Origin of the sequence: Laceyella putida (assembly GCF_042665195.1) — a bacterium.
GTDB classification, from domain to species: Bacteria; Bacillota; Bacilli; order Thermoactinomycetales; family Thermoactinomycetaceae; genus Laceyella; species Laceyella putida.
This window is the reverse complement of record NZ_JBHTBW010000021.1, coordinates 132,724-145,269: the sequence shown is the minus strand read 5'-3', so window position 1 is coordinate 145,269 and position 12,546 is coordinate 132,724. Positions and strand designations below refer to the sequence as shown.

The window sequence follows — 12,546 nt, the reverse complement described above, 5'->3', positions numbered from 1 at the left end:
CTGGGGTAGTGGAAAAGATTATGTCTTTTCTGTTATATTTATAAGTAAAGATTTTGACGAGAATTATCGATGAAGGGGGTCGGACCCAGTGATCTTTGATACAAAAAAAGGCAAATATACCGATGAGGAGAACCAAATCATCATTGAGGCAATGAATCAAGGATTAAAAGAAGGAAAAAGGGAACGGGAAATCTTAAAAGAATTATCGCAACAATTGAAGCGCGGCTATGCTGGCATCATGTCTCATGTTCGGAAGTTGAGATCAGAATATCCCGACCGTTTCAATTCTTATGAAGATTCCGTCGAAGGGAGCCGCTTAAACAGTTGGAGTGAAGAAGAAGAGGACATCGTTATCGCCACCGTCAACCAATTTCTTGAAGAAGGAAAACCCTTGTCTCAAGCGATTTCTGAACTGGAAGGCAAACTCTCCCGCACCCAAGGCGCCATCTATCAACGGATCTATACGCTAAGACGGAAACATCCCGACAAGTTCACTCACCTCCCGGAAAGACGACCGCGTCGCCGCCGGAAAATGCAGGATTGGGAAGCGCAACACTCCCCGATTCCATCTCTCGATGAATACAGCGCACGGAACCAAATCGGCTTTAACCATTTCACGGCAACGGCGGAACAACAATTGGCCAGCGCCATTGACCACCTACATACATACAATAAGTCCATGTTTACACCCATCTCGTTTAATAACAGTGAATCGTCAGGTCCCATGTCCAATGAGGAGGAAATGGTGGTCAAAGCCTTTATGGAGCGTTATGGCCGCCTCAATCCCGAATCGCGTGACAAATTAATTCAGCTCATGCGTACATATGGCAGTACCCGCGTCTCCATTGCCATTTTCACTCTCGCCGATGACAAGACCTTTCCATCTTATATTCTTGAATTCTTGGAACGAAGATTACATAATCATAAGTTTTTGTGAAATGCTTAACGATCTAAAACGAAAAAAAGCACGAACCGGGGGCGGTCCGTGCTCTTTTAAATCGGTTCCTTCAACCTGACAGGAATACTCGCATTGATAATCGTCGTTCTTTCTTTCGCTTGTGGAATCACTTCCACATGACCCACCACGTCATAACCAAACTCATCACACAATTCAATTAGACGCGTACGAAACATCTTGATTTTTTTCTCATCGATATCTGAACGTTGAAAGCTTAATACCAATGACAAACGGTCATCGGCTGTCACGGCTGTCGGTTCTTCTTTGTCGCGACCGAACATGTTTAAAAAAGCCACAATGTTCACCCCTGTAGCCTACTCAAGCGATACTGAATAGACGTTTGATTTTTGCGATCAGATTGGTTTCCTCTAATTCCAAAAATGGCACATCTTCACCGGCAATTCTGCGTGCAATGTTGGAAAACGCTTTGCCCGCCATTGATTTGGCGTCTAAGATCACGGGTTCTCCTGTGTTGGATGAACGGATGATCCGTTTATCTTCCGGTACCACTCCCAGCAGGTTGATGGCTAAATGGCTTTGCACACGTTCTACGCTCAGCATATCTCCATCGCGTACCATGCCAGGCTGAACCCGGTTGACCACCAAATCAATATGTTTGACATTTGCCGCTTCCAATAATCCGATAACTCGGTCTGAATCACGTACAGACGGGATCTCGGGGTTCACAACGAGGATGGCTCGATCAGCAGGGGCTATGGCATTGCGAAAACCACCTTCAATACCGGCTGGAGAGTCGATGAGGATGTAATCGAATTCCTTTCTCAGTTCATCTACGACCGCCGTAATCTGATTAGGTGAGACTTCCTCTTTATAGCGTGTCTGGGCGGCCGGCAATAGGGCCAGCTCCGAAAATTCTTTATGACGGACCAACGATTGACGCAACTGGCTCACACCCTCGATGACATCAACCAGGTCATAAACAATCCGATTCTCCAGCCCCAACATCAAATCCAATTTACGGAGTCCAATATCGGTATCCACAAGGCACACTTTGTAGCCAAGCTGGGCCAGTCCCAAACCAAGTGAAGCGACGGTGGTCGATTTCCCTACTCCGCCTTTTCCGCTTGTCACAGTGATTGCCATTGACCTGTGGTTCATTCCGCTTATACCCCTTTCTTAACCCTCTTATGTATCTAAAGCCACTCGATTTTTCACATCGGCTATTTCCCGTATTTTTTCTACAAGATTCACCATTATTGTAGCAAAACCGCAACAATAAAAAAAGTAAGAAATCGGCGCCATACCATTTATGCCCAACTCGCCGATTCCTTACCAGTAACAACGTTGAAAATAACTTGGTTCTCAGTGGGAACGCATATACGCTTCCAATTCACTCGACAAAAGGCGCCAAACGATAAGAACGGCCGTCATATCGTCAACATAACCCACAACGGGCAGCACATCCACCATCACATCGGCCGGAACGATGAAATACAGAAGCGCTGCCCCAATCAGTCCTTTTTTATAAACTTTTACTTCCGGATCCCGAAAATATTGGTACATCACTTTCAGTTTATGAATAATGGTGTCAATGCCACCGACCCGTTCCACTTTATGATTGAACTCACCAATAATCGTTTGCGTGCCTTCCTTGGTCAGGGCACGCCGTTTTAACTCCATCAGCTTCCTCCATATGCGTCGTCGATCTGGATGATTGGCCAACGAAGACCCTCCTTGAAGATGATGCACCTTAATAAAACCGCTTGTGACAATGCGAACAACTGGAGGCTTCACTTTCCACCTGATGAGCGCAAAACGGACATAAGTAAAGAACAGCGACCTGGGTCCCGCCGGTGTTGATCGAATCCGGCATTTCCCGCGCTTCCTCCGGCTGCGGAAGCGCTTCGACACCGCCTTGTTCGGCATTCGCTTGCTCCACCAGCGTCGGGGTAATCTCTTCCACTTGCAACGGGACTTGATCCGATTGCTTCAATACTTCCAATTCCTGCTGCAATGCATTCAGTTGCCCATACTGGTCTTGAACCGCTTTTAACAATTGGCCGACCTCTTCCGTCTCAGCCAGCTTCTGCTCTTTCTCCCAGGTTTGGTAGACTTCCCTCCCCAGTTTCGTGATGAGTCGTTCGATGTCATCTTTTTTCCCTTTTATCCGTAACGTTAAGCGACTGATTTCCAGCATTCGCTGGGACTTTTGTCCGGCCGTTTCTACTCCTTTTTCCAGCTTTTGCTTCAAATCTTGTAAAAAACTCATCCCATCGCTCCTTAAGTAAACCTTGCTGGTATTAATATTAACCAGTTATTCCCGCTTGCACAAGAATCAAATGGTAGAGACTTATTGAAAATCAATATAGAAAAAACAAGAACGAATCCCTTTCCCCTGGGAACGAGCCAGTGAAAAAAGTTCCGCCCTTCCTTTTCCCCTTACACGCAGGTTTTTATCATGTTGAGCGATTTTCGTTCGCCTCTTTTTTCATTCATTGTTTTGTCATAACGAAAGCTCCCTTAAAGTCATCCACTTGCCATGATGACTTTAAGCAGAGCTTTTCATCTCCCGCATTTGCTCTTTTGATGGCCCCTTTAAACCGATCTTCAGCCAGAAGGCGGCCAACATTAAGATAAAAGCAGTAATCAAGAAAATCCCACGTATGCCTATGATGCCGTACAACAGCCCATAGGTGGCGGGACCAAGCATATTTCCTATGCAATTGGCGCTGGTGAGATAGCCGAATACGGTGCTCTCTTTGCCAACGGGCGCGTTTTTGCGAATCAAGGCGCTGACAGAAGGCATCAATCCTCCCAGACAAAGCCCCAACATAAATCTGCAGGCCAGCAATTGCCAAACGGATTGGACAAAGAAATGGGGGATGAAAAACAGCGCCGCAACCAACAAACAGCCAAACAACACTTTCTCCGAACCGTATTTATCCCCGAGCTTCCCCAATATGGGCGCAAAGATCATGTTGGAAAAACTCGTGATGGAAATGACCAATCCTGAAAAAAAAGCGATATACCCCCCGGGAACGCCCAATTCAGTCACAAACAAAGACATTTGCGGCCCAGGGCCCAGCGTGGCAAACTGCAACAGGATGGCGACTGAAAATAAAATGACTAACGGGCGCTGATGCAGGATCATCGAGCCTTCTGACCAGAAACTCACTTTCTTCTCCTCTTTTGCCGGCACAAACTCCTCTTTTACGGCAAATAAGACGATGAAGGAAGCGGTCATCAGGCCGGCCGCCGTCAAAAAGAAGATCTCCCTAAATCCGATGACCTCAGCCAACATGCCTCCAATAAACGGTCCCATGATCGATCCCGCAACCGCTCCCGACGACAATAGCCCTAAAGCGTAGCCGACACGTTCCTTAGGGGTATTAGTTGCGACAAGCGATGTCGATGCGGGTATAAACCCCGAAATGGTGCCGTTCAAGAATCGAAGAAACAATAACTGCCAAGGCGATGTGGCAAGACCCGTCAGAAAAATGACGATGCACATGCCAAAACCCGATCGCAAGATCATGATTTTTCTTCCATATCTGTCAGCCAATCTGCCCCAGATGGGTGCCACAATAAAAGCGGACAAGAAATTGGCACCAAAGATAATGCCCGCCAAAAAATGGATATCTTCGGGGTCCGTTCCCATCTCCTTCAAGTATAACGGCAGAAACGGAATGATCATGGACATCGCGCCCAAGACCAAAAACTGGGAAAACATCAAAATGTACAAATTTCTCTTCCATTGCTCCATGCTCCATCCTCTCCTTACATCCATTGTAAATTTCGTGTATAGAAATATCAAACCAAAATATTTTTCGCCAGAAATATTAAAAAGCTGATTCAAGAGGAATCAGCCTCATGAATGACGGCTTATTTTTTTAATCAGCAGATTCGACGATCAAACTTTATGCTTTCTCATGTATAATAATACAAATGTGAATATTGACTTTCATTTTTGAATAAAAGTGAAAGCGCCAATTTATAGGCTTTATGTCCCGAATTATACAAAAATGAATAATCGGAAAGGGGCCCGATCCATGGCTGACACAAAATCGTGGAATGAAGCGGAAGCGATTCTCCATTCTCTTCAGGATGACATCATGGTTACAAACCCAGAAGGGATCATTTTGCGCGTGAGCAAGGCAACGGGCGAAATATATGGCGTCAATTCGGATGAGCTATTGGGGAAGTCGGTTTATGATTTGGAGAAGCAAGGGATTTTCACCCCATTGGTCACGCCGATTGTCGTAAAAGAAAAGAAGAAGACCACGTTTGTGCAAATGACCAGGCAAGGAAAGCGGCTGCTTGTAACCGGTATCCCGGTTTTCAACGAGAAACAGGAATTGGTTCGGGTGGTCAGTTATTCACATGATGTGACTGATCTGATGAATTTGCATGATTATATGCAGGCGATGAAAGAAGATATGGCCCGCGTCAAACAAGAACTCGATTTATTGCGGCATCAACATATGTTTGAAGAAGGAATTATCGCCAAAAGCGCGGTGATGAAAAAGGTGTTGTCCACTGCTTTGAAAGTTGCGGAAGTGGATGTCCATGTGGTGTTGCTCGGTGAATCAGGAGTGGGAAAGTCACATCTGGCTAAATTCATGCATCATAAAAGCCCACGTAAAGATGGGCCTTTTATTGAAGTGAATTGCGGGGCGATTCCAGAAAGCTTGTTTGAGGCTGAATTCTTCGGATATGAAGCGGGGGCGTTCACAGGGGCCAACCGGCAAGGAAAGCTGGGATTGGTTGAATTGGCGCAGGGAGGCACGTTATTTTTGGACGAGGTGGCGGAGTTGTCGCCATTAAATCAAGTAAAGCTATTAAAATTCATTCAAGAGAAACAATTTTACCGCATTGGCGGAACCAAACTCCGCCAAGTCGATTGTCGCATTATCGCGGCAACCAATCAGGAGCTCAAACAATTGGTGGAACAGAAACAGTTTCGCGAAGATCTGTATTTCCGCTTAAATGTCGTAACGATCCACTTGCCTCCGTTGCGTGAACGCAGGGAAGATCTATTGCCGTTGATCGAGCATCTGCTGGAACGCTTCAACAAGAAGTACCGTCGAGAGAGCAAATTGGATGGGGCCGTGTTGCAGAGCTTGATTCATCATGATTGGCCGGGCAATGTGCGTGAATTGATCAATCTGCTGGAGCAGATGGTGGTGATGTCCCCCTCTCTCCTCATCACGGTGGATTCGTTGCCACCTTCTTTGCAGCAAAGGTTGAACGCGGAATCCTCCTTGGATTTTTCCACCAGTTTGCCAGAAATGCTGGCGAATGCGGAAAAAAACATTTTGCAACAAGCGCAAGAACGTTTTAAAACAACCGTGCAAATGGCGAAAGCGCTGGGGATCAGCCAACCATCGGTGACAAGAAAATTAAAAAAGTACGGTTTGTCATAAAACGTTGGCATCATTCTTGCTTAAGAAATAAGTAAAAGCAAAAGAGGAGGATCGCAGATGGCATTTGATTGGCATCATCTACAAGCAAGATTGAATGACCGACTCGCCCCCAGCATGGCCAAGGATCACCCCAATCTTCCGGTAGTGAAAGAGGAAGGTTGTTATTACTACGGTGTCGACGGCAAAAAATATCTCGATTTCACGTCAGGGATTGCCGTGACCAATGTGGGTCATCGCCATCCCAAAGTGGTGCAGGCGATTAAAGAGGGGGCGGACCAACTGCTGCATGGCCCGTCGGGTGTGATCATGTATGAATCGTTACTTCGTTTGACCGATGAATTGGTGGGGATTTTGCCCAAGGGACTCGATTGCTTCTTTTTCGCCAACAGCGGGACCGAAGCGGTGGAAGGAGCAATAAAGCTGGCCAAGTATGCAACACGGCGCCCTTTTCTCATTTCGTTTACAGGTTGCTTTCACGGGCGTTCAATGGGGGCATTAAGCGTTACAACATCCAAGAGCAAATACCGCAAATTCTTGCAACCGCAATGGCTCTCATACCAAATTCCGTACGCCGATCCCAAGGCGTGCCCTCCGGGAGAAGACGTGGAAGCGTATTGTGTAAAGCAATTGGAGCAAGAGATGGATCGACTGTTTCAGCATCAAGTGACGCCTGAGGAAGTGGCCGCCATCATTTTAGAGCCGGTTTTGGGCGAAGGGGGATATGTCATCCCGCCAAAAGGGTGGATTCGGAAGTTGCGTGAAGTGTGTGACCGCTACGGTATGTTGCTCATCTTTGATGAGGTGCAAACGGGATTTGGCCGAACAGGGGAATGGTTTGCTTCCCAAACATTTGGCGTCACTCCCGATATCATGGCCATCGCCAAAGGAATCGCCTCAGGTCTGCCCCTTAGCGCCACCGTCGCTTCCAAAGAACTGATGAGCAAGTGGCCGCTCGGGGCGCACGGAACGACATTTGGTGGCAATCCGCTCGCCTGTTGCGCCGCATTGGCCACGCTTAAGGTGATGAAGGAAGAAAAGTTGTTGGACAATTGCCGGGATATGGGGGCCTATGCCAGAGAAAAGCTGGATTTTCTAAAAGAGAAACATGCGTTGATCGGGGACGTGCGTTCACTGGGATTGATGATCGGCATCGAAATCATCGATCCGCGCACGGGAGAACCGAGCCATGATTTATTGATGCGGTTGTTAAACAAGTGCTTGGAGAAAGGCGTGCTCTTTTATCTGTGCGGCAATCGCGGTGAAGTGATCCGCATGATCCCTCCGCTGACGATCAATAGGGAACAAATCGATGAGGGCGTCCATGTGTTGGAGGAAGCTTTACTGGAAGTGGAACATGAACTGCTGCAATTAAGCTAGGCAACCTGCGCTGGTTTCGCAAGGACCGCACGATGAAACACCAAAACAGAAACAGATTAGAGGGGGACGTGCTCATGCACTGGTTGGATATGGCAATTTTAATGCTTTACTTTCTGATCATGGTGGTGATTGGGATCATCGGATCGCGTAAAGTGGGCTCAAAAGAAGAATATGCCCTCGCCGGCAGAAATTTGGGATTGGTCATTTATTGCAGTTGCTTGGTAGCGGTCATCATCGGGGGGGCCGCCACCATCGGGACAGCCAAATTGGGTTACCAGTTTGGAATTTCCGGGGTTTGGTTGGTTGTGATGCTAGGGATAGGAATCATGTTGTTGGGACTTATTTTCGGCAATTATTTCTCTAAATTGCGAATTACGACGATCAGTGAGTTCTTGGGCCAACGTTACAATGAACAGACGCGTTTTTTTAGCGCCATCGTATCGATCATCTATACATTGATGGTAACAGTGACTCAGATCATTGGCATGGGGGCGATCATCCACGCGATTTTGGGGTGGGACATGACTTTATCGATGCTGGTTGGCGGAGGGGTCGCTTTATTCTATACGATGTTAGGCGGCATGTGGAGCGTAACCATGACGGATGTGGTCCAATTTATTGTCATGACGGTCGGTATTTTTGCTGTGATGCTGCCCCTTTCGTTAAGCCATGTCGGTGGCATGCAGGCACTGATGAACCATGTGCCGGCTACTCATTGGCAACTTTCCGCGATCGGGTTCAAACAAATTTTCCAATACTTTTTGCTATACTGTTTGGGCATGGTCGTATCACAGGATATTTTGCAACGGGTCTTTACCGCCAAAAACGCCCGCGTCTCCAAACAGGGAGCCATCTTTGCCGGCGTGTACAGCATCGCATGGGCCATCGCCTTAAGTTTAATCGGCATGTGCGCAGCGCTCCTGTTGCCACGATTGGACAATCCGCAAAACGCGTTCGCTTCCTTGGCGGACATGATCTTGCCTCCCGGATTGCTGGGCTTGGTGTTGGCGGCGGTATGCGCGGCTTTGATGTCCAATGCTTCCGGTTCCTTGTTGGCCTCCTCCACGTTGTTGATTCAGGACATCTTGAAACCAACGTGGATGAAAGATTGGGAAGAACGTAAACTCCTTTTGCTGTCAAAAGGAGTAACCTTATTGATCGGCTTGATCGCCATGGTGTTCGCCATTCGTATCCAAGATGTATTGGTGGCGTTAGACATTGCGTATGCCATCCTGTCAGGGGCCATTTTCATCCCCATCGTCTTAGGGATACTGTGGAAAGGAGTGACCGCCAAAGCCGGGTTTTATGCAGTCATTGCGGGAACCATCGTGGTGATCGGCGGTTTGATCATTGAAGGGCCCACTTCGACTAACGCCATCATGTATGGAATGGGAGCCGGTTTGTTGGTTATCGTGGGTGGTTCGTGGTTAGGAAAAGTTAAGTCATCCTCGGAAGTTCCCGTCCAAAACCGAGATTAATATAACCCAGTCTGATGAACCCGCCTCCATCTGTAGAGGTGGGGGCGGTTCATCTGTCCTCCCGATTCATTTCCATGCGCAATGCCGAAACAAAAAAACTGCCACGCGCGCGTGACAGAAAGGTTCCTCATGCTTCTTGTGATTTTGTTTTTTTGCCGAAATCAAATGATATATTTGTACGCTGTGATCTTTCAACCCGTTGCACATAGGGCAAACGTTCAATCCGATGAATGACTTGATCGGCCGTTTTGCCATCTACATATAGATAGACGTACTTTAGCCTTTTAGAAATATAATGGATATTTCCCATGCGTCCCAACGAACGAGCTGCTTTTATATCCTTCACCCACACAGCTAAGCCCAACCTTTCCACAATATCCATATGTGACAATCTCCTTTTCCAAAACCAAATGTCCGGAGGGCGCTTCCATCTCTAATAAAACGAAGACAGTTGTAACAAATTTGCCTAATCTCATGGTACCACTGTAAACACCCAGATTCAACGTCCCAACAAGTGACAACCGATGATTTGTTGCGAAAATGAGTCCCTATTCCAACTGCCCCATTCCATCTCCGTTTTGTTAAAATAGGTAAATAACCTACTGCGGAGTGAACGAACACATGATCAATCCTGTCGACCTTTTTGTTGATCACCTGTTGCGGGCCGAACCCAAGCCGTTTAAACAGTTTGAACACAAGCAATTTGCCGGCGTCTCTTTTTTCTGTATTCAAATAAGCGAAACATCTGACCAACAACAAGTCGAAACCTTTATACAAAAAGAGGCCGCCCGCTTTATTGACGGAACTGCTTGGCAAGTGGCTTTTTCATATGTGCGCCGCTCCAAATCGGGCCTGATCTATCGGTTTCAGTTGCGTGTGCCGGATGAGAAAAGTTTCTGTTGCGGAAACCAATGCCCCCATTGCATATTGTATCGAAACCGTTAAGAGCCACATCCGCCGCCACATTGCGGGCGCGCTTTTTTCACGCCGGGTTCAGGGTCATTCGCAGGCACTTTGATCGAGTCCGACACGGCCTGGGCAATCATTAAAGAGACTTCATGCAAAAGCGAATCCAACTCTTCCTCCGCTTTCAAAAAAGCGCGGATGGTGGCATGGTTTCTCATCTCTTTTTGATAGCGAAACGCCGCTTCTTTCGCTTCATGATAGTTGGGATGAAAGATGCCGAATCGTTTCGCTTCTTCATACCGATCCTTTATCTGTTGAAATTCTTTTATGATCCGTTGCGCTTCTTCATCTTCCTGTAACCGGCGTTGACACTCCAAATACCGCTTTACTTCTTCTGACTCATTTATTTTATCAGCTAGCTTGTAAGCACCAAGGAGAAGCTCTGTCATATCCAATGTTTCCATTTGTCTTTCCTCCCTCTCTTCATTTTATCTTATTGATCCCCGTTCGCATACTGAAACCCATTGCCAATTCCTATTCTTCTACCAAAAAAAGCCCCCTGTACAAATAGGGAGCGAGTTTATTCGGCGATGATTTGCACTTTATCTATTTGCTCCAATGACAGTTGGATTTGATGACCATGGCACTCCGCCTTAAGCCACCATCCCCCTGTCCGCTCCTGGATTTCCAACGGAAATATGATCTGTTGTTCACCGTTTCTCTCCACCTTGAGACGTAGTCCATGACAAATCCCTTGTTGGATAAGTTCCCGCTTCATCGGCAACCGATAGGGATGCAGTCCGCTCCACCATAACCTGGGCAGCCTCTCCATTCCACTCATTCCCGCCTCCAGCTCCGGAACATCGTCTTCAATCCGCCAATCAAGGGGGCTGTCCCGCTTAAACGATTGTGCGTCGGTGGACTTCGTGGGGACAATTGCCGTTTGTTTGCGCTCCGTCACTTCCAGGCCGGCTTCGCATAGCCAGTCAGTCACCGCGTGTTCCATCGCTTGCGGAACAAGGAGTCGGCCATCATCCAACAGGGTCGCCTGCCATTTGGACAGATAGGGCCGAATTTGTTCCCGCACCGATGGATGGGGCAAAACATATTGGAGAACCCGGTCACAGTAAACGGTAGGAGACCGTTTTTCTTCCGCCCGTATTTTTCTGGCCACCACCTCCGGCACAGGCTGCCCACTCCAAGAGGCAAGATGCCGAATCATCTCCTCTGCCGTCATGCCAACCCGCCACGCCCTTCTCAAAGACTCATCCGTGATCAGATAGAACAGCATTTGCTCTCCGCCCATAAAGTCCGCCATTTGCGCTAAAATCTTGCGTTGGGCCAATGGAAAATGGCTGGGTACGATCAGTTCCATATCAGGCTGAATATAGACCGGCATGTCCGCCGCCGCCTCGCTCTGCCAAGGCGGCAACTCGGTAAGCCGGACACAACGCTCCCCGGACTTCGTGATGCCTTCTTCCAACCAGCCGGCGCCCACCATCATGGCGATAAAGGCGTCCAATCGTTCCTCGCCTGCGCGCGCATCCTTTCCCTTTTCCTTATACCAGCATCGTTTCATGGCCTTCCACTGGGATAAAGGCATCCATTGGCGCGGTTCCACTTCCTCCAGCAGGAGAAAATCCCCTTCCACGCCGCGCATTCGCTGGGCGACTAACCCCCTGACCGCCCAATACAAGTCGGTCATCATCTCTTCCCAGTCCTGCTCCAACCATGTGTGCCACCGATGAGCGTGCACCGTGAGGGAGTGGCCGTTTTCCTCGATCAAGCCGTACCATCGGCTCAATTCAAGCAAAAATGCGACCCATGGCGGCAGCTCTTGATCCGACCAAGGCGAATGACGCAAGGCTGCTGACTCCAATCCCAGTTCCACATCCCATTTTTGCGCATCTTTTTTATGAATGTCTCCCGTTTTGGTCAGGTGCCAAGGCTCATGCTCAAGCCGCGCGAGAAAATGAAACAACGCTTGTCCCAATCCATAACCGGGTTCACTCTTGGGCAAGACTTCCCTTTCGTCGCGCCAGGAAATCGACTCATTCGCAAACAAAAAGCGGCTGAACAATTGCCTGATTTCCAAAGGGCAAAAATAGACGCGTTCATGGCGTGCGTTGCGAAATGCGTAGATCCAGCCCCGTTGCCTTAACACGATCATCGCTCTCAGCCACTCCAATCGAGAAAGGCGTCTCTCATGCGCCCAAACTTCCCCTTCCCTTTCTTTGATCACGCCTGCCCGACTGGAAAAGAGAAAAGAGAGAAACACTTGACGTTCCAATGAACTCAATTGATTCCAACTCTGTTTGAATTGTGAGGGTTGCAGCAACGCCCGGCACAGCTCATGTCGCGCCCGGCACTGATAAAACGAGCCGATCCGCTCAATCACTTCATCTGGCAAGCTGTTTAAGCAGCGGATAAGTTCTGACGCCAT

Annotated in this window: 13 protein-coding genes; 5 read left to right on the top strand and 8 right to left on the bottom strand. The window is 48.1% G+C overall.

The window, feature by feature from the left end:
- Positions 1-88 precede the first annotated feature (88 nt).
- Positions 89-937 (top strand): hypothetical protein, encoded by an 849-nt coding sequence (locus ACFQNG_RS09175; RefSeq protein WP_379864622.1) that lies wholly within the window; start codon positions 89-91, stop codon positions 935-937.
- 56 nt (positions 938-993) lie between these two features.
- Here the strand turns inward: ACFQNG_RS09175 and ACFQNG_RS09170 are convergent, their stop codons facing one another.
- The 5 genes from ACFQNG_RS09170 to ACFQNG_RS09150 form a co-directional block, all read right to left on the bottom strand.
- Entirely contained in the window at positions 994-1,254 is a 261-nt protein-coding gene (locus tag ACFQNG_RS09170; RefSeq protein WP_379864621.1) for a hypothetical protein, read from the bottom strand.
- Between the two features lie 22 nt (positions 1,255-1,276).
- Entirely contained in the window at positions 1,277-2,077 is an 801-nt protein-coding gene (gene minD / locus ACFQNG_RS09165; RefSeq protein ID WP_379864620.1) for a septum site-determining protein MinD, read from the bottom strand.
- Positions 2,078-2,281: 204 nt separating this feature from the next.
- A complete protein-coding gene (locus tag ACFQNG_RS09160; RefSeq protein WP_379864619.1) occupies positions 2,282-2,641 on the bottom strand; it encodes a YkvA family protein in 360 nt (119 codons plus the stop codon).
- 28 nt (positions 2,642-2,669) lie between these two features.
- Positions 2,670-3,188, bottom strand: coding sequence for a hypothetical protein (locus ACFQNG_RS09155; protein WP_379864618.1), 519 nt, complete (start codon positions 3,186-3,188; stop codon positions 2,670-2,672).
- Between the two features lie 279 nt (positions 3,189-3,467).
- Entirely contained in the window at positions 3,468-4,682 is a 1,215-nt protein-coding gene (locus ACFQNG_RS09150; protein WP_379864617.1) for an MFS transporter, read from the bottom strand.
- Between the two features lie 286 nt (positions 4,683-4,968).
- Between ACFQNG_RS09150 and ACFQNG_RS09145 the strand changes: the two genes are divergently transcribed.
- The 3 genes from ACFQNG_RS09145 (at position 4,969) to ACFQNG_RS09135 (ending at position 9,197) form a co-directional block, all read left to right on the top strand.
- Positions 4,969-6,342 (top strand): sigma-54 interaction domain-containing protein, encoded by a 1,374-nt coding sequence (locus tag ACFQNG_RS09145; protein WP_379864616.1) that lies wholly within the window; start codon positions 4,969-4,971, stop codon positions 6,340-6,342.
- 57 nt (positions 6,343-6,399) lie between these two features.
- Positions 6,400-7,719 (top strand): aspartate aminotransferase family protein, encoded by a 1,320-nt coding sequence (locus ACFQNG_RS09140; RefSeq protein WP_379864615.1) that lies wholly within the window; start codon positions 6,400-6,402, stop codon positions 7,717-7,719.
- 74 nt (positions 7,720-7,793) lie between these two features.
- Positions 7,794-9,197 (top strand): sodium:solute symporter family protein, encoded by a 1,404-nt coding sequence (locus ACFQNG_RS09135; protein ID WP_379864614.1) that lies wholly within the window; start codon positions 7,794-7,796, stop codon positions 9,195-9,197.
- A 127-nt stretch (positions 9,198-9,324) separates the two neighbouring features.
- Here ACFQNG_RS09135 and ACFQNG_RS09130 read toward each other — a convergent pair whose 3' ends face one another.
- Positions 9,325-9,579, bottom strand: coding sequence for a YlbG family protein (locus tag ACFQNG_RS09130; protein ID WP_379864613.1), 255 nt, complete (start codon positions 9,577-9,579; stop codon positions 9,325-9,327).
- Positions 9,580-9,818: 239 nt separating this feature from the next.
- On the opposite strand from ACFQNG_RS09130, the gene ACFQNG_RS09125 reads away from it, so the two are divergent.
- A complete protein-coding gene (locus ACFQNG_RS09125; RefSeq protein WP_379864612.1) occupies positions 9,819-10,142 on the top strand; it encodes a hypothetical protein in 324 nt (107 codons plus the stop codon).
- Here ACFQNG_RS09125 and ACFQNG_RS09120 read toward each other — a convergent pair.
- Positions 10,139-10,567: a YlbF/YmcA family competence regulator gene (locus tag ACFQNG_RS09120; RefSeq protein ID WP_379864611.1), complete on the bottom strand. Its 429-nt coding sequence runs from the start codon at positions 10,565-10,567 to the stop codon at positions 10,139-10,141. The two genes, ACFQNG_RS09125 and ACFQNG_RS09120, sit on opposite strands and share 4 nt — an antisense overlap.
- Before the next feature lie 116 nt (positions 10,568-10,683).
- Positions 10,684-12,546: a helicase-associated domain-containing protein gene (locus ACFQNG_RS09115; RefSeq protein ID WP_379864610.1), complete on the bottom strand. Its 1,863-nt coding sequence runs from the start codon at positions 12,544-12,546 to the stop codon at positions 10,684-10,686.